General features: G+C 68.1%; 11 protein-coding genes. 6 read left to right on the forward strand and 5 right to left on the reverse strand.

Annotated features, from left to right (window positions below; all coding sequences use genetic code 11):
• Positions 1–64: 64 nt before the first annotated feature.
• Positions 65–1,201, reverse strand: a complete 1,137-nt coding sequence (locus tag SSKA14_RS05735) for a porin (protein ID WP_008268165.1) — start codon at positions 1,199–1,201, stop codon at positions 65–67.
• A gap of 232 nt (positions 1,202–1,433) precedes the next feature.
• Between SSKA14_RS05735 and SSKA14_RS05740 the strand changes: the two genes are divergently transcribed.
• Genes SSKA14_RS05740 through SSKA14_RS05755 form a run of 4 tightly spaced genes read left to right on the forward strand, consistent with a single transcriptional unit; the run spans position 1,434 to position 5,238 of the window.
• Positions 1,434–2,123, forward strand: coding sequence for a response regulator transcription factor (locus SSKA14_RS05740; protein ID WP_008267961.1), 690 nt, complete (start codon positions 1,434–1,436; stop codon positions 2,121–2,123).
• The gene (locus SSKA14_RS05745; protein ID WP_008268360.1) at positions 2,116–3,507 is read left to right on the forward strand and encodes a sensor histidine kinase; all 1,392 of its coding nucleotides are present in this window, start codon (positions 2,116–2,118) and stop codon (positions 3,505–3,507) included. Before SSKA14_RS05740 ends, SSKA14_RS05745 begins: the two co-directional genes overlap by 8 nt.
• Positions 3,504–4,559 (forward strand): ABC transporter substrate-binding protein, encoded by a 1,056-nt coding sequence (locus tag SSKA14_RS05750; RefSeq protein ID WP_008266369.1) that lies wholly within the window; start codon positions 3,504–3,506, stop codon positions 4,557–4,559. Before SSKA14_RS05745 ends, SSKA14_RS05750 begins: the two co-directional genes overlap by 4 nt.
• A 28-nt stretch (positions 4,560–4,587) precedes the next feature.
• Positions 4,588–5,238, forward strand: a complete 651-nt coding sequence (locus SSKA14_RS05755) for a response regulator transcription factor (RefSeq protein WP_008268765.1) — start codon at positions 4,588–4,590, stop codon at positions 5,236–5,238.
• 530 nt (positions 5,239–5,768) lie between these two features.
• On the opposite strand, the gene SSKA14_RS05760 is transcribed toward SSKA14_RS05755, so the two are convergent.
• Complete coding sequence (locus SSKA14_RS05760; protein WP_008265358.1) at positions 5,769–8,411, reverse strand: PAS-domain containing protein; 2,643 nt, start codon at positions 8,409–8,411, stop codon at positions 5,769–5,771.
• A 66-nt stretch (positions 8,412–8,477) separates the two neighbouring features.
• A complete protein-coding gene (locus tag SSKA14_RS05765; RefSeq protein WP_008268245.1) occupies positions 8,478–9,644 on the reverse strand; it encodes a porin in 1,167 nt (388 codons plus the stop codon).
• A 329-nt stretch (positions 9,645–9,973) separates the two neighbouring features.
• On the opposite strand from SSKA14_RS05765, the gene SSKA14_RS05770 reads away from it, so the two are divergent.
• On the forward strand, positions 9,974–11,317 hold the full coding sequence (locus SSKA14_RS05770; protein WP_008267073.1) for a dicarboxylate/amino acid:cation symporter: 1,344 nt from the start codon (positions 9,974–9,976) through the stop codon (positions 11,315–11,317).
• 230 nt (positions 11,318–11,547) lie between these two features.
• A complete protein-coding gene (locus SSKA14_RS05775) occupies positions 11,548–13,839 on the forward strand; it encodes an NADP-dependent malic enzyme (protein ID WP_008267111.1) in 2,292 nt (763 codons plus the stop codon).
• Positions 13,840–14,258: 419 nt separating this feature from the next.
• Here the strand turns inward: SSKA14_RS05775 and SSKA14_RS05780 are convergent, their stop codons facing one another.
• Together SSKA14_RS05780 and SSKA14_RS05785 are read right to left on the reverse strand one after the other, a co-directional pair.
• Positions 14,259–15,002 carry a basic secretory protein-like protein gene (locus SSKA14_RS05780; RefSeq protein ID WP_040007111.1) on the reverse strand — a complete coding sequence of 248 codons (744 nt, stop codon included), beginning with the start codon at positions 15,000–15,002 and terminating at the stop codon, positions 14,259–14,261.
• On the reverse strand, positions 14,999–18,343 hold the full coding sequence (locus SSKA14_RS05785; protein ID WP_008267069.1) for a GH92 family glycosyl hydrolase: 3,345 nt from the start codon (positions 18,341–18,343) through the stop codon (positions 14,999–15,001). Before SSKA14_RS05785 ends, SSKA14_RS05780 begins: the two co-directional genes overlap by 4 nt.
• Between the last annotated feature and the right edge of the window lie 259 nt (positions 18,344–18,602).

Raw genomic sequence — 18,602 nt, forward strand, 5'->3', positions numbered from 1 at the left:
TCCTTGCGAAAACAGGATGTGGGGGAGTGGAAGCGGCCCGGGCGGCATGCCCGGGAATCCGGGCTTAGAAGTCGTACTGCAGGCGGCCGGTGACCGCGCGCGTGCGGTCCACCGTGACCCCGGCCAGGCGGTCGCGGTTGCGGCTTTCGATTACGTTGAGCATGAAGCGCAGGTTGTCGCGCAGGTACCAGTTGCCGCCCAGTGTCCACGCTTCCGTGCTGCCACGGCGCAGGTCGGGTGCACCATCGAGATGCTGCGCGCCCCACATCTGGTCGTAGCGCAGCGCCACCTCGAAGGCACCGGCCTTGTGGCGGATGTCCTTGACCCGCGCGAAGCGGCCGGTCTTGCGGTCGTAGGCGCGGCTTTCGCCAGTGACGAACCAGCTGAGCATGCCGTAGGCGGCCATCACGTCGCCGCGCTGCGCACCGTCATCGAAGGTGGCGCCGCTGAACTCGCCCTGCCACGACAGCGGGCCGCGCACCTGCGCGTACTCCAGCGACCACTTGTTGACGTCGGTATCGCGGCCGGCGGAGAAGTCGACCAGGGTCAGGCGGCTCTCGTCGGACAGATGGCCGGCCGGGCGCGGGCGGATCTTCAGGCCCGGAACGCCGTTGGCACCCGGGTTGTCATAGGCCTCGCGGGCCAGCGACAGGCCCAGGTGCAGCACGTCACCGTCGCGGGGCGAGGGCGCCCAGGTGACCCGGCCGCCGGCGGCGCGGCCCTTCACCTGCCAGGCGTCGATGCTTTCCAGGCTGTAGACGCTGGCCGCCCAGGTGAAATCACCCGGATTGGCCTGCCACGACGCGCCCAGCCGGTACAGCGGTGCCAGCGTGGTGCCGGCGTTGCCGCGCTCCAGGAAGCTGCCGTAGTTGGAGCTGGTGCGGTCATCCAGCGAGAAGTACTGCTTGAACTGGCCGACGGTCAGCTTGCCAGCCTTGCCGAAGCTGCGCGCCAGGTACACGTCCTTGGCCTCGACGCGGTCGCCGGAGAAGTCGGCTTCCAGCTTGTAGTCGACCACGAAGAACTTGCCGGACACGTCGACCCAGGCGCGGCGGATCTCGGTGTCGTCCTTGTTCGGCGTACCGCGGTTGTCGTTGTCGAAGGTGGCGAAGTCCAGGTGCAGGCGGCCACCGAGGGTGGCGGTGACCGGACGGTCGTCTTCGGCGAAGGCCGGCGCCGACAGGGCAGCCAGAGCCATCATGGCGGCAGGACGCCGCCAGGCAAACGTGAATTCCACAAACCCTCCCAGGTGCGCGCCAGGCGCGCGGCAATCGTGGGCACCGGACGGTGCGCGGCCGCAGTCTGGGTCGCCGTAGCTGTCATCGTCCTGTCAACGGTTTGTGCGCTGCAGCGTAAATGGTCACCGGGCAGGGCGCGGCGGGTGCATCCTGCGCCATGCGGTAGCATTCGTTTCCCCTCCCACCCGTGTGCCCATGCGCCTGCTGCTGGTCGAAGACAACCCGGATCTGGCCGATGCGATCATCCGTCGCATGCGTCGTAGCGGCCACGCCGTGGACTGGCAGGCCGACGGGCTGGCCGCGGCCAGCGTGCTGCGTTACCAGAATTTCGACCTGGTGGTGCTGGATATCGGCCTGCCCAAGCTGGATGGCCTGCGTGTGCTGGCCGGCATGCGCGAGCGCGGCGACAGCACGCCGGTGCTGATGCTGACCGCGCGCGACGGCATCGAAGACCGCGTGCAGGCGCTGGATGTGGGGGCCGACGACTACCTGGGCAAGCCGTTCGATTTCCGCGAGTTCGAAGCGCGTTGCCGCGTGCTGCTGCGGCGCGCGCGGGGCCAGGCCAGCGAAGTGGTGCAGATTGGCGGCTTCCAGTTCGACAACGCCGCGCACCGGGTCAGCCTCGACGGCGAGCCGATCGAACTGCCGAACCGCGAGTACCGGCTGCTGGAGATCCTGGTCGGTCGCCTTGGCCAGGTGGTCGGCAAGGACGAGATCGGCAACGGCCTGTTCGGTTTCGATGACGAGGCCGGGCCCAATGCCATCGAGTTGTATGTCGGGCGCCTGAGAAAGAAGCTGGCTGGTGCCCCGCTGCGCATCACCACGGTGCGCGGCGTCGGCTATCTGCTGGAGGCCAGTGACGGCAGTGCCGACGCCGATGGTTGACGCGCGCACTGCGAACGCCGCACCGGGGTCGCTGCGGCGCACGTTGCTGTTGTACCTCGGCGCGTTGCTGGCGGTGTTCGCGGTGGCGCTGCTGTTCGCTGCGCGCGACTACGGTCAACGCGCGGCGAACCGGTCCTACGACCACCTGCTGGTGTCCTCGGCGCTGTCCATCGCCGATTCGGTGGCACTGGTTGACGGCCAATGGCAGGTCGATCTGCCGTATGCGGCGCTGGACCTGCTGGCGATGGCGCCGGAAGACCGCGTGTTCTATCGTGTGGCCGACAACCGCGGCAACCTGATCACCGGCTACGGCGACCTGCCGGCGCCGCCGCGCCGGCCCGGCACGCAGCCGCAGCTGTTCGATGCTCCCTACAGCGGCGAGACCGTGCGTTTCGTGGTGGTCGGCCGCAGCTTCGCCGCGGCCTCGGCGCAGGGCGAAGTGCAGGTGCAGGTGGGCCAGACCCGGCGCGCGCGCGAAGCCGTGGCACAGGACATGGTCAACCGCGCGCTGCTGGCCATTGGCGTGCTGTCCGGGCTGCTGCTGGCGCTGGTGGCGTTCGGCGTGCATCGGGCGTTCCGGCCGCTGGTGCGGGTGGAGCGCGAGCTGTCGCGTCGCGAGCCCTCCGACCTGAAGCCATTGGACGCACGCGTGCCGCGCGAGATGGACCAGATGGTGGCCGCGTTGAACCGCTTCATGGAACGCTTGTCCAGCAGCAACGAGACCCTGCGTGCATTCATGGCCGAGGCCGCACACCAGATGCGCACGCCGCTGGCCGCACTGCGCGCGCAGGCACAGCTGGCGCTGGACGACGACGACCCGGAGGACATGCGGCGCAGCCTGCAGGCGATCGAGCGCAATGCCACGCATATGAGCCGCCTGCTCAACCAGCTGCTCAGCGATGCCAGCGTGATCCACCGTTCCCACCTGCAGCGCTTTGCTGCGGTGGACCTGGCCGAGACCGTGCACCAGGCCCTGCATGAAGCCCTGCCGCAGGCCGGCCCGGCGCCGCGGGTGCAGCTGGCGATGACCGCTGAACCGGTGCTGGTGCATGGGGATGCACTGCTGCTGCGCGAGGCGATCAAGAACCTGGTCGACAACGCACTGAAGTACGGCGGCGACGGTTCATTGCAGATTGCGTTGACCGTGGAGGGCGGGCAGGCGGTGCTGACCATTGCCGATCACGGTGCAGGCATCGCGCCCGCCGATGCCGAACGCGTGTTCGAGCGTTTCGCGCGCGGTGAAGGTGCGCCGTCCGGCGGTGCCGGGCTTGGCCTGGCCATCGTCAAGCGCGTGGTCGACAGCCACGGTGGCCACATCGACCTCAGCAACCGCCCGCAGGGTGGGCTGGTGGCCACCATCCGCCTGCCCCGGAGCAGTTCATGATCCGTCTGTTCGCCACGGCCGTCGCCCTGCTGCTGGCCCTGCCGGTGCTGGCTGCGCCGGGTGACGTGCGCCGTTTCCCTGCGCAGGGAAATGCCACCGCGCAGCTGCGCATCCACGGCACCACCGACATCGAAGTGTTCGCGGTGGTCATCGCCGATTACCAGCGCCTGCATCCCGGCACCGAGGTGGTCTACGAGGACATCATCACCCAGGACCTGTATGCGCGTTACCTGCACGACCGAGCCGGTCCAGCGTCGCCTGACCTGCTGATTTCCAGCGGCATGGACCTGCAGACCAAGCTGGTCAACGATGGCCATGCGCTGCCGCACCGCTCTGCGCAGACCGCTGCGTTGCCAGCGTGGGCGCAGTGGCGCAACGAGGCGTTCGGGATCAGCTACGAACCGGTGGTGATGGTCTACAACACGCGCACGCTGCCGGCCGCGAAGGTGCCGCATACGCGCCGCCAGCTGTTGGACGGGCTGCGTGCAGAAGGTGCGCCGCTGCGCGGCAAGGTCGGCACTTATGACATCGAGCGCAGCAGCGTGGGTTACCTGCTGGCCACCCAGGATGCGCAGCGTGGCAGCATTGCCGGCGCATTGCTGGGCGCTCTCGGCGACAACGACGTGGTGCGCGAAGAGCGCACCGGCGTGCTGCTGGACAAGGTGGCCAGCGGCCAGTTGTCGCTGGTCTACAACGTGCTCGGCTCCTACGCACAGGCGCGCATCGATGCAGGCGCGCCGCTGGCCATCGTCGAGCCCGAGGACTACACGCTGGTGGTGCTGCGTACCGCAGTGATTCCGCGCACCGGCCCGCATCCTGAAGAAGCGCGGCGATTCCTCGACTACCTGCTGTCGCCGCGTGGCCAGCAGGTGCTGTCGCGCGAGGCGCGGCTGATGCCGATCGTGACCGGCAATGCGCGCAGCGATGACGCGCCGGGTCGCAGCCGCCGTCCGATCCAGCTCGGCCCGGGCCTGCTGGTGTACCTGGATGCACTCAAGCGCCGCCAGTTCCTCGACGCCTGGCGCAGCAGCGTGGAGCCGGCAGGGCGCTGACGCGGCGGCGTGCCCGTACAATGGCGGCATGAGCGAATACACCATCCTGATCGCCGACGACCACCCGCTGCTGCGTTCGGCGGTGGTGCAGTCATTGCGGCAGAGCCTGCCGCTGGCACAGGTGCGCGAGGTGGCCAGTGCCGAGGCCCTGGCCGAAGCCCTCGACGCGCACCCGGATGTGGACCTGGTGCTGCTCGACCTGACCATGCCCGGCGCGCACGGTTTCTCCGCGCTGCTTCACGTGCGCGGTTCGCATCCGGACATTCCGGTAGTGATCCTCTCGTCCAACGACCATCCGCGGGTGATCCGCCGCGCCCAGCAGTTCGGCGCCGCCGGCTTCATCCCGAAGTCGGCCCCGGCCGAGACCATCGGCGAGGCGGTGCAGGCCGTGCTCGACGGCGGGCTGTGGTTCCCGGCGATGGCCGCCGAGCGCTCGGAGGCCGACGCGCTGCTGGCCAGCCGCCTGGCCCAGCTGACCCCGCAGCAGTTCCGCGTGCTGCTGTGCCTGGCCGATGGCCTGCTCAACAAGCAGATCGCCTACACGCTGGGGCTGGCCGAGAACACGGTGAAGGTACATGTCACCGCGATTCTGAAAAAACTCGAATGCCACAGCCGCACGCAGGCAGCGGTGCTGGTGAAGGCGCTGGAGCCGGAAGGCGACGCCGGCGCCGGGCTGTAGTTTCCAGCCAACGGCGCAGCCCCTCGTGGGTGGTGTCTGGTTGGTCGCGGAAAGCCGGATTACTGAGGGCTGGCCGGGTGGGTGGGTAGTGCGGGGACGCCGTGAACCCATCCATGGGGGCTTGGCCGCGGCATCCATGCCGCGGACACCCCGCACTACCCACCCACCCGGCCGCTGACAGATTCCGGGTGTTTGCCACCCACGGAAAAGAAAAAGAAGATCAAAAGCAAAAGCAGCCTGGCAGGCCGCCTTTTGTAGAGCCGAGCCCACGCTCGGCTCTACACGAGCAAGCGCAGCGCGCCACCCGCTTTTGATCTTCTTTTTCTTTTCCGTGGGTGCAGGCCACCGAAATCTGTCAGAGGACGGTCGGGTTGGGTGCGCGGGGGTGTCAGCCGCATGGATGCGGCTGCCAAGCCTCCAGGGATGGATTCACGGCGTCCCCCGCGCACCCAACCCGACCGGCCCACCCACGGATCTTGTTTTCCGCGACCCTCCCCCCACCCACGAGGGGCTGCGCCGTTGGCTGGAAACTACCCGCGATGGCGGATCAGCAGCTGGCTCATCAACGCCCGCAGCGCTGGCGGTTTCACCGGCTTGGCCATCATTCCCCAGCCGCGCTCGGCGGCCATCTCGCGCAACCCCGCATCGCGCTCGGCAGTGACCAGCACCACCGGCGGGCGTGCCTGCCACAGTTCCGCCAATGTCTCGTACAGCACCGGGCCGTGGTGATCGCCCATACGCACGTCCAGCAGCACCAGCTCCGGCACGCTTGTGGTACTGGCCAGCTGCAGCGCGGCCTGCGGGCCATCGGCCAGCATCACCTCGCAGCCCCAGCGTTCCAGCAACGCGCGGCTGGCTGCGCAGACGTGGGGATCGTCGTCGATCACCCAGACCCGACGCCCGCGCAGCGGATTATCTGCGGACGGTTCCTGCACCAGCACCGGCGCCGGTGCCGTGGTGGGAATCGCGCTGGCATCGCCGAACGGCACACCCACCGCGAACACGCTGCCCTGGCCTACCTGCGAGCGCAGCCGGATCGGGTGGCCGAGCAGGCGGCCGATGCGGTCGACGATGGCCAGGCCGAGGCCGGCACCGCGCTGCTGGCCGTCGTGCAGGCGGCGGAATTCCTCGAAGATCTCGCCCTGCAGCGCATCGGGAATGCCGGGTCCCTGGTCGTGCACTTCGATCCACAGCAGCCCGTCGCGGCGCCGGCAACCGAGCAGCACGCGGCCGCGTTCGCTGTAGCGCAGCGCATTGGAGAGGAAGTTCTGCAGGATGCGCCGCAGCAGCGCTTCATCGCTGACCACCACCGCATCGGTATCGACCCAGTCCACCACCAGCCCGCGCGACTGTGCGGCGATGCCGAACTCACGCGCCAGCGTCTGCAGCAGCGGCCCCAGCCGGAAGGCCTGCACGCGGGTCGGCAGGCTGCCCGACTCCAGCCGCGCGATATCCAGCAAGCTGTTGAGGATCGCGTCCTGCGCAGCGAGTGCGGCGTCGATGTGGTCGCTGGTCTGCTGCTGTGCCGGATCGCTCAGCTTGCCGCGCAGTACCGAGACGAACATGCGCGCGGCATTGAGCGGCTGCAGCAGGTCGTGCACCGCCGAGGCGACGAAGCGGGTCTTGTAGCGGTTGGCCTGCTCGGCTTCGCGGCGGGCCTCGTCCAGGTCATGGGTACGCTCGGCGATGCGGTGCTCGAGTGCGTCGGCCAGCGAGCGCAGTTCGCGCGCGGCGTTCTTGTAGCTGGTGATGTCGGCATAGCTGGTGACGAAGCCACCGTCGGGCAACGGATTGCCGCGGATCTCCAGCACCGTGCCGTCGTCCTTCTCGCTCTCGCGCATGTGCGGGCGGCCACTGCGCAGGTGGTTGAGGCGACGCTCGATCGCTTCGTCGACCGGGCCGGGGCCAAGCAGGCCGCGACGCGCGTTGAAGCGGAACAGCTCCTCGATGGGCCGCCCCACGCGCACCAGTTCCAGCGGAAAACGGAACAGCTCCAGGTAGCGCGAATTCCACGCGACCAGGCGCAGCTCACGGTCGATCACCACCACGCCCTGTGGCAGGTGTTCCAGGCTGCGGCTGAGGCCACTGTCGGCGTCGGTGGCCGCCTGCAGCAGGCCATCCTGCGCGGTACGCAGCTCCTGCGCGTGCTGCTTGAGCAGGGTTTCCAGTTCGCGGCGGCTGCGCAGGCGGTGCTTGGCCAGGCGCCGGCGCTGCTGCACGAACAGCACCAGAAAGCCCAGTGCGAGCCACGCCGCGCCACCGGTCAGCGCCGCCGCGCGGCCGGCGGCGGTGGCAGCACTGGCATCGTGCAGCAGGTGCAGGTTCCAGCCCTCGGCGGGCAGTGCAAGGCTCTGCCACAGCATCGGTTGTACCAGGGCGGGGTCGAGCAGGCGCACCATGCGGCCACCATCGGCCAGCACGTCCTCGGTGCGCGCACGCAACGGCTGCAGGGCACGGTCGGCGTACTGGCGTGCATCGAGCATTTCGCGGCGCTCATCGGCGCCCAAGGGTCGCAGCAGGCGGTAGCGCCAGTTGTCCCGGTTGGCCAGGAACACCACGTCGTGGTCGTCGCTGGCCAGCACCACGTCTGGGCTGCTCAGCCATTCCTGCTCCAGCGCCGACAGCTCGACCTTGATCACCACCACGCCCAGCCGCTTGCCGTCTTCCTCGATGGCCTGCGACAGGTAGTAGCCGGGTACGCCGGTGGTCATGCCGATGCCGTAGAAACGGCCGCGGCCCTGGGCCAGCGCCTGGCGGTAGTAGGGGCGGTAGCTGTAGTTCTCGCCCACGTTGGTGGTCGGCTGGTCCCAGTTGCTGGCCGCCACGGCCACGCCGTCGTGGCCGACCAGGGTCAGCGTGGAGGCGCGGGTGACCTCGTTGGCACGCTGCAGCTTGAGGTTCAGCCGCTGCCGTTCGGCAGGCGAGGGCGGCACGCGCAGGGCATGCAGCAGATCCGGATCAAGTGCCAGCACCTGTGGCAGCGTGCCAAAGCGGTCGATGCGCTGCTGCAGGCCCTGGCCATACAGCTGCAGCTGGCGTTGCACCTGGCTGCTTTCCTCGCCCAGTGCGCGGCGCCAGGCGTAATGTCCGGCGGCGACCGCGCACAGTACGGTGCCACCGACCATTACCAGGATGGTCAGCAACAGCATCCGATGGCGGCTGAGCCAGTACATGGCGGCAGTCTACGCAGGGCCGGCGGGCGTGGCGTGCACGCCCCCCGGGGTCTGACGTGGAAGGGGTCAGAAGTGCATCTGCGCGCGCAGCTCGAAGATTTCCGGCGTGCTGTGCACGCCACGACGGCTGGCGTCGACCTTCACGTAGTTGGCCTGGAACTTGAAGTGGCTGGTGAGGTACCAGTTCGCACCCAGGGTCAGGTCGTGCTGGCGGCCACCGAGGATGCTGCCGTCGTCGAGGTCCAGGCGGCTGTAACGTGCCACCAGTTCCACCGCGCCGTAGTTGTGCGCGGGCTTGATGTTGGCCACGGCGCCGGCGTTGTACGGGCGCGATTCGCCGGTCAGTACCCAGCTGGCCATCGCGTACTGGCCACTGCCGGTGTAGTCGGGCAGGCCCTTGCGGGTGACGGTGGCCTGCAGGGCTTCGGCCTGCAGCGAGAACGGGCCACGGATCCAGATACCTTCCAGGCCGGTGCGGCGGATCTGGTCGGCGGTGACCAGCGCGCCGGAGTCGACGTAACGGATGTCGGTCAGGCCGGCTTCCGGACGTGCGCGCAGGCGTGCGCTGGCTTCGTGGTGCACATCGCGGCCATCGCTGTAGCCGCGCGGATTCTCCTGCGAATAGGCCACGCCCAGGTGGATCACGTCACCCGGCGCCTTCACCGGCGTCCACACGGCGCGCACCGCCTGGGTGGTGCCGGGGTTGTCACCCTGCAGGTCCTTGCCGCCATAGGCGCCGGCCTGCAGCAGGTACTGCGGGCGCTCCAGCACCCATTCCACGCCGGTACGGCGGCCGGCGTAGAACGCCTGCACCGGCAGCGCGGTCTCCAGGAAGCTGCCGGCACGCGAGGAGGTGTTCGCGTCCAGGCCGACCGGGGTCTTCATGTAGCCGAAGCGGAAACGGCCGACGTCGCGGCCGAAGAACGCCTTGCTCTCGAAGCGCACGAACACGTCCAGCCAGGTGTCGGCCTGGAAGTCGTAGTAGACCATCGCGTCGTAGACGCCCTTCTTCTTCAACGTTGCGCCGAACTCCTTGCGGCGCACGGCATCATCGTCCTCAAGGCCGCTGGCCGAGGAGAAGTCGTTGTAGTCGTAGGCGATGTTGGCGGTGGCGGCCAGCTCGGTGCCATCGCCGAAGGTGTACTTGGTCGGCCAGTTGTCGAAATCCGCTGCCGAAGCGAAGGCGGGAAGGGCGGCCAGCGACAGGGCCAGCAAGGTGGGAATCGGGCGCATGTTGGGTGCGGCTCTCTCAGATTGCGTGTGGACAGGACATCAACGGCCGCAAGGGCCGGAACTTTCGCAAGGACGCGCCCGGCCGTTCAGCCCGGGCCACCGGCCTCCCCGTGATCGGGCGGTGCGGCGCCAGTGTAGGCACCGTGGCCACCTGAACCGGGGGGCTAGTACCAATAGGTTATCTGCGCCGGCGTGCCTGGCGCGTACAAAGGCGTCCATTGGTCGCACCCCTGCGCACGCCGCGCCCGGGCTGCGACCAGATCCCTGGAGACGGTTCCTGCCCCGCAGCGGGCCGTTCGCGTCAGAGCTCGCCCCTTCCGGAGTCCGCCATGCATATTCCCACCGCCCCGACGCTGCCCAGCAGGCCGTTGCCGATCTATCGCCAGCTGTATTTCCAGGTGATCGTGGCGATCGTCCTGGGCGCCATCCTCGGCCACTACGAACCGCTGATCGGCGAGAAGATGAAGCCGCTCGGCGACGCCTTCATCAACCTGGTGAAGATGATCATCGCGCCGGTCATCTTCCTGACCATCGTCACCGGCATCGCCAGCATGACCCACCTGCGCACGGTGGGCCGGGTGTTTGCCAAGGCGATGGCGTACTTCCTGTTCTTCTCCACGCTGGCGCTGATCGTTGGCATGATCGTGGCGCACGTGGTGCAGCCCGGCGCCGGCATGAACATCAACCCGGCCGAGCTGGACCAGACCGCGGTGCACAGCTACGTCGAGAAGTCGCATGACCTGACCCTGGTCGGCTTCCTGATGGACATCATCCCGAAGACGCTGCTCAGCGCCTTCGTCGACGGCAACATCCTGCAGGTGCTGTTCGTGGCCGTGCTGTTCGGCATCGCGCTGGCGATGGTGGGCGAGAAGGGCAAGCCGGTGCTGAACTTCCTGGAGGCGCTGGTCGCCCCGGTGTTCAAGCTGGTGCACATCCTGATGAAGGCCGCCCCGATCGGTGCCTTCGGTGCGATCGCCTTCACCATCGGCAAGTACGGCGTCGGTTCGCTGATCAACCTGGCCTGGCTGGTGGGCTCGTTCTACCTCACTGCGTTCCTGTTCGTCGCGGTGATCCTGGGCCTGGTCTGCCGCCTGTGCGGTTTCTCGGTGTTCAAGCTGGCGCGCTACCTGAAGGCCGAACTGCTGCTGGTGCTGGGCACGTCCTCGTCGGAGTCGGCCCTGCCGTCGCTGATGGAGAAGATGGAACGGGCCGGCTGCAGCAAGTCGGTGGTGGGCCTGGTGGTTCCGACCGGCTACTCGTTCAACCTGGACGGCACCAACATCTACATGACCCTGGCCGCGCTGTTCATCGCCCAGGCCACCAACACCGAACTGACCCTGGGCCACCAGATCGCCCTGCTGCTGGTCGCCATGCTCAGCTCCAAGGGCGCGGCCGGTGTCACCGGTGCCGGCTTCATCACCCTGGCCGCCACCCTGGCCGTGGTGCCGGAAGTGCCGGTGGCCGGCATGGCGCTGATCCTGGGCGTGGACCGCTTCATGAGCGAATGCCGCTCGTTGACCAACTTCATCGGCAATGCCGTGGCCACCGTGGTGGTCTCGCGCTGGGAAGGTGCACTGGACCGCAATCGCCTGCAGCTGGCGCTGGACGGCCGCGAAAGCGAGCTGCCGCCGCCGGTGGACGCGCTGCCCGAGGCGCTGCCGGCCAAGGGCTGATCCAGGTGTGTGGTACCGCGGGGCCGATCACGACAGTGGTACGGCCCCGCGGCGTTTCAAGGCGTCCCACGGCTGTCACGCGAGGCGCCGAAGCTGGTATCAAGGTCCCGTCGCATACGGCACGGAATTGTGCGGTCGCAGCATGCCTGCGACAGGATAGCGACAGGTCCAGACGCTCCAACGGGGGTATCATCCCCTGTCCCTTCTGCCCATTCATGTAACCCACATCGATGTCCAACGAAGATTTCAAACAGGCCGCCCTCGATTACCACCGGATGTCTCCGCCCGGCAAGATCAAGGTTTCCGCTACCAAGCCCATGCTGACCCAGCGCGACCTGTCGCTGGCGTATTCGCCGGGCGTGGCGTACGCCTGTGAAGCGATCAAGGCCGACCCGCAGCAGGCCAGCGAGCTGACCGCGCGCGGCAACCTGGTGGCGGTGATCTCCAACGGCACCGCGGTGCTGGGCCTGGGCAACATCGGCGCGTTGGCCGGCAAGCCGGTGATGGAAGGCAAGGGCGTGCTGTTCCAGAAGTTCGCCGGCATCGACGTGTTCGACATCGAAGTGGATGAAACCGACCCGGATAAGCTGGTCGACATCATCGCCTCGCTGGAGCCGACCTTCGGCGGCATCAACCTGGAAGACATCAAGGCACCGGAGTGCTTCGTGGTCGAGCGCAAGCTGCGCGAGCGCATGAAGATCCCGGTGTTCCATGACGACCAGCACGGCACGGCGATCATCGTCGGCGCGGCGGTGCTCAACGCGATGGCGATCACCGGCAAGAAGATCGAGGACGTGAAGCTGGCGACCACGGGCATGGGCGCGGCCGGCATTTCCTGCGTGAACATGCTGGTGCAGCTGGGCCTGAAGCCGGAGAACATCCTGGCCTTCGACCGCGAGGGTGTGATCCACACCGGCCGTACCGACCTGGACCCGGAAAAGCAGCGCTATGCGCGCGACACCGACAAGCGCAGCCTGGCCGAGATCGTCGATGGCGCCGATATCTTCCTGGGCCTGTCGGCACCGGGCATCCTGACCGCCGAGATGGTCAAGACCATGGCGCCGGACCCGGTGATCTTCGCCCTGGCCAACCCGACCCCGGAAATCATGCCGGAGCTGGCGCGTGCAGCGCGCCCGGACGCAATCATCGGCACTGGCCGTTCGGACTACCCGAACCAGGTCAACAACGTGCTGTGCTTCCCGTACCTGTTCCGCGGTGCGCTGGACGTGGGCGCCACCGCGATCAACGAGGAAATGAAGATCGCCTGCGTGCGTGCCATCGCTGCACTGGCCCGCCGCGCCGCCACCGACATGGGCTCGGCCTATGGCGGCGACACCCCGAGCTTCGGCCGTGAATACCTGATTCCGCGTCCGTTCGACCGCCGCCTGCTGGTGGAGCTGTCGGCGGCCGTGGCCCAGGCCGCGATGGACTCGGGCGTGGCCTCGCGCCCGATCGACGACATGGGCGCCTACCGCGACAAGCTGGCCCAGTTCGTCTACCGCACCAGCCTGATGATGAAGCCGGTCTATGACCGCGCGCGCAGCGACAAGCAGCGCGTGGTGTACGCCGAAGGTGAAGAGGAAGTGGTGCTGCAGGCGGTGCAGAACGTGGTCGATGACGGCCTGGCGCACCCGATCCTGATCGGCCGCCCGGAAGTGATCGAGTCGCGCATCGAGCGCCTCGGCCTGCGCCTGAAGATCGGCGAGAACGTTGAAGTCACCAACATCAACGACGACCCGCGCTTCAACGAGTACTGGCAGTACTACCACGGCCTGACCGGCCGTCGTGGCGTGACCGTGGCCGCAGCGAAGAACCTGATGCGTTCGCGCCCGACCCTGATCGCGGCGGTGATGGTGGCGCGTGGCGAAGCCGACGCGATGCTGACCGGCATCGTCGGCCGCTTCCACAAGAAGCTGGGCTACGTGCGCAGCGTGCTGCCGCTGGAGCCGAAGGTCACCTCGACCTCGGCGATGACCGGCGTGATCAACCAGCAGGGCGTGTTCTTCTTCGTCGATACCCACGTGCAGGAAGACCCGACCGCCGAGCAGCTGTGCGAAGCCACGCTGCAGGCGGCCTACCGCATGAAGCTGTTCGGCATCGAACCGAAGGTGGCGCTGCTGTCGCACTCCAACTTCGGCAGCCATGATTCGAAGGACGCGCTGAAGATGCGCCAGGTGCGCGAGCTGCTGCTCAAGCGCAACCCGCGTCTGAACGTGGACGGCGAAATGCAGGGCGACACCGCGTGGGATGAAGCGCTGCGCCAGAAGCTGCTGCCGGGCTCGACCCTGCAGGGCCGCGCCAACCTGTTCGTGCTGCCGAACCTGGAAGCGGCCAACATCGCCTACAACCTGGTGCGTGTGTTCACCGATGGTGTGGCGATCGGCCCGATCCTGATGGGCGTGAACAAGCCGGTGCACATCCTGACCACCAGCGCCACCTCGCGCCGGATCCTGAACATGACGGCCATCGCGGCGGTCGATGCGCAGATCCGCAAGCAGCTGGAAGCGGAAAAGAAGGCATAAGCCTTCTTTCCGATTCCAGCTGCAGAAGCGCGCCCCACGGGGCGCGTTTCTGTTTCCGCGAAGCGGAAACGGGTAGTGCCGGCCGCTGGCCGGCAAGCGCAATCATGCCCACCACCACTGCAGCCGGCCAGCGGCCGGCTCTACCGCTGGTCCGTGCCACACACGCTACGCAACCCGGTCATTTCCCTGCAACGCCGTTGCGGCCCAATACGCCCACGCGGCCCGGCCGTGGGAAGGGACCGGACCGGCCTTCCCACCCTGGGCCCGACCACCTCCCCATCGGCGAAAGTGTCATGCGCAATCGAGTGACCCGGCGGTACTTCCAGCAGTTGTTCGCACTGTACGCAGGCTTCGTGCGGTCGCGCTGAGGCCATGATGCGATGACGCCGGGCCAGGCCCGGCGCGCGCGTGGCGCCTGATCAGTGCCGCTTGCCGCGGCGTGACGGAGCAGGCGCCGGTGCATCCGAGCGCGGCTTGACGTACTGCGCCCACAGGGCCGGCAATGCCTTGCCGGTCTGCTTCTGCCACAGCGCCGGTGCATAGCGGCCCTCGCGCAGGGCCTTGTCCAGCGCCAGCACCAGGCCGGGATGCTCGGCTTCGGCCCATTTCAGGAACGCTCCGGTCACCCGGTAGCCGCTGTCGAAGTTCTGCCCCTTCTCGACCTTGCCGGGCAGCGCCCAGCCGGCGGCGGCGTTGTCCATGCCGTAGCGGTCGCGTGCATAGTCCGCGATGCCCTCCACCAGCCAGCCGGGTACCCGTGCATCGCCGTAGCCGGGATAACCCTGCACGATGTGCATCGCTTCATGGGTGACCAGGTCGATGTCGTTCGGGTGCTGCGCCAGCCAACCCGGGTTGATGGTGATCGTTGCCGCCTGGTCCTTGTCACCTACGAAGGCGATGCCGGTGTAGGCCGGATCGATCACGATGCGCACCATGGACGGCGCCGCAGGGCGGAAGTCCGCGCGTTCGCGCAGGTAGGCGAAGTAAAACGTATCGATCACCCGCTTGCGCTGCGGCGCGGCCAGGGCGCCACGCACGTCCTGGTAGTTCAGGGTCACACCCTCGCGGGTGAGCTGCGTATCGAACGCCTGGGTCTGGCCGAAGCTGGAAAAGGACAGGGCGGCAAGGACCAGTGGCAGCAGACGGTAGCGCATGAGGCTCATTGCACGGCGCCGGGCGCCAGCAGTTCGATCTCCGCCAGCGGCATCCGGCCCGGCGCCACCAGGCGCAGGCGGTACTCGCTGTAGCGACCGGGCCTGGCGATGCGGAACGGCCGGGTCTGGCGGGCGGACTCGAAGTCTTCGCCGCTGCGCTGGTCGAGCAGCGTCCAGCTGCCACTGCTGCTGCGTGCTTCCAAGGCCCATTCGCCGCCACGGATGCTGCCGTCACCGCTGGTCAGCGTGTACATCGTGGGTGCGCCGTCGGCCAGCCCGGTCAGCGCGATGGTCGCGCCCCCGCCCAGGCCGACCGTGGTGCCGGCATCGTCATCCACCAGCGCTGGCAGGGCGCGGCCATCGGCCAGCGTCGCTTTCGCAGTGTGGCCGAGCAGATCGTGCAGCAGCTGCGGACGCTGGCCACGCGCGGTCAGCGAACGCGGCACGTCGTCCACGCCACTGCCCCAGCGCGACGGCTGCGGGCCCATCACGAAGTCCAGCGTTGCCCCCTTGGCGATCAGTTCGTGCGGCACCCAGGTCCTGGTCCAGGGTTTGCCGTTGATCTTCAGCGACTGCACGTAGACGTTCTCGCGTGAGTTGTTGGCCGCGTTCACGGTCAGCACCGCGCCGCCCTGCAGTTCCACGCGGGCATGGCGGAACGCCGGCGAACCGATCACGTACTCCGGGGCGCCCATGCGCAGCGGGTACAGGCCCAGCGAAGCCAGCACGTACCACGCCGAGGTCTCGCCGTTGTCCTCGTCGCCCGGGTAGCCCTGGCCGATCTCGCTGCCCACGTACAGCCGCGACAGGATCTCGCGCACGTGCTGCTGGGTTTTCCAGGGCTGCCCGGCGTACAGGTACATCCACGGGATGTGATGCGCCGGCTGGTTGCTGTGCGCGTACATGCCCATGCGCACATCGCGTGCTTCGGTCATTTCATGGATGGTGCCGCCGTAGGAACCGGCCAGTGCCGGGTCTGCGGTTTCCGGGGTGGAGAAGAAGGCATCCAGCTTCGCCGCCAGCGTGTCGCGGCCCCCGTACAGCGCGGCCAGGCCCTCACCATCGTGGGCGGCGGTGAAGGCGAAGGTCCAGCCATTGGACTCGGTGTAGTCGTGGCCCCACACGCGCGGGTCGTAGCGGCTGGAATCCACGCGCCAGTGTCCGTCGGCAGTGCGGCCCTGGAAGAAGCCGGCGGCCGGATCGAACATCGTTGCGTAGCTGGCCGCGCGGTAGCGGAAGTAGTCGGCCTCGGTGCTGTAGCGCTCGCGTGCGGCAGGCGTGGTTGCGCGCTTGGCCAGGGCATCGGCCATGTTGGCGACGCCGAAGTCATTGAGCGCGCCTTCCATCGTCCACGACATGCCCTCATGCACGTCCGCACTGGCGTAGCCGCGGAAGGTCGAACGGTCCATGCCCTTGCGGCCGACGTGGCGGTCCGGCGGCACCACGGTCGCGTTTTTCAGCGCGGCGGCATAGGCCTCGGCCGGATCGAAGCCGCCGATACCCTTCAGCCACGCATCGGCGAAGGCCACGTCGGAGCTGGTACCGACCATCAGGTCGGCATAGCCCGGCGACGACCAGCGTGCGATCCAGCCGCCGGCACGGTACTGCTCGATGAAGCCCTGCACCAGCTGCCCGGCATCGTCGGGCGTGAACAGTGCATAGGCCGGCCACGTGGTGCGGAAGGTGTCCCAGAACCCGTTGTTGACGAACACCTTGCCATCGCGCACGGCGGCGAAGGTCCGGGTCGCGCTGCCATCGGTGTTGTCCTCGCTGGCACTGGCCTGGTTGGCGTAGCGCCAGTCCGGTGCGGCCGCGCTGCCCACATTCTCGTGGCCGGAATTGGGATACAGGTACAGCCGGTACAGGCTGGAATACAGCGTGGTCTTCTGGTCGTCGCTGGCATCGCCGATATCGAATCGGGCCAGGCGTGCATCCCAGGCATCCTGCGCGCGGCCGGCCACGCTCTCCAGCGTATCGGCGGCGGCAATCTCCAGCGCCAGATTGTGCCGGGCCTGTTCCACCGAAATCAGCGAGGTGGCGATGCGCATGGTCACCCGTCGCTCGCTGCCGGCATCGAACTTGATGTAGCCGGTGGGGCGGCCGGTGTCGAGGCGGCCGCTGCTGCGCCACGGGGTGTCGAAACTGGCCGCGACGTACATGCGGCTGGCGCCGTTGGACAGGCCGCTGCGGGTATCGGTGTAGCCGTACAGCGTCTGCGTGGCGGCATCCAGGGTCAGCCCGCCGCGCGCATCGACATTGTCGAACAGCAGGTTGGCGTCGCCGTCTTCGGGGAATTCGAAGCGGAACAGCGCCGCATGGTCGGTCGGCGCGATCGACGCTGCGATGCCGTTGTCGAAGCGCACGTCGTAACGGTAGGGGCGCGCGCTCTCGTGGCTGCGATCGAACGACAGCGCGCGCTTGCGGCGGTCGGCGTCGGGTACGCCTCGGCTGGCCGACGGCATCACCTGGAAGGTCTGGCGGTCGCCCATCCACGGACTGGGCTGGTGGCTCAGCGCAAGCGCCTGCAGCTGCGGACGGTTCTGCGCATCGTTCTGTTCGTTCCAGCGGTACAGCCAGTTCAGTGCACCGGCATCGGTCACCGGGGTCCAGAAGTTGAACCCGTGCGGCACCGCCGTGGCCGGGAAATTGTTGCCGCGCGAGAAGGTCCCGTTGGCCTGGGTGCCGCGGGTGGTCAGCACCCAGTCGGAGACCCGCTGTGGCCTGGAATGTGGCTGTGCGTCCAGGCGCACGTCATCGATCCAGCCGGAGACCGGTGCACCGTCGGCACTGGCCACCTCCAGTTCGATCGCCACCACGCGACGCCCCTGCAGCGCGGGTATCTCGCCCAGGCGTATCGCCTTGCGCGCCCACTGCTGCGGATACAGCGTCTTCGACTCGCCCTGCGCGCGCGCGCCGATGGCCACGCCATGCTGGTCGCGAGCAGCGCTGGAGGACACGCGGCTGCCATCGTCCAGCAGCAGGTCCAGCGAGACGTACGTCGAGGCCACGGTGTCCTTGCCGACGATTTCCGGCAGCACCAGCCATGACAGGGTGGTATCGGCCTCGATGGGCAGATCGGTTTTGTACAGCGCGCGCCGCGCGCTGCCGCCTCCGCTGCTGTACCGCAGTGCGTGCAGGCCGCTGTAACCGGCATTGCGCTTGGCGGTATAGGGCGCGGCAGGACCGTTGCCGATCGAAACCTGCAACCCACCCGCCGTCGGGGTCGGGGCCGGCTCGCCCGGCTCAAACGAGGTCTGCAGCCCCTGTGCCAGGGCCGGCGTCGCAGTGGTCGCACAGGCCAGGGCCAGGGCGAGCGGAAGCAAGGCGCGGCGTGGATCGGACAGGGTCATGCAGGGATCTCCCGGAAGGGCTGGCGGCGGGCAGAACCCACATCGGCGGGCACCACGGACAGCATCGCTCCGCCCGCCGGGATGGCAGTGGGAGAGGCGATGCCGGTCCGGTGGGGGCGGGCCATGCGATCGGGTCGAAGAGGGCAGGTCGGGTCGCGACCTGGCCCGATCCTGCAACAGCCGCCGCGAGCTGACAAGTGCCATTTAGTTCGATCCAAATGCGGGAAATAGCGCGGTCGGTGGGTTTTCAGCGCGAACC

Source organism: Stenotrophomonas sp. SKA14, from assembly GCF_000158575.1.
GTDB classification, from domain to species: domain Bacteria; phylum Pseudomonadota; class Gammaproteobacteria; order Xanthomonadales; family Xanthomonadaceae; genus Stenotrophomonas; species Stenotrophomonas forensis.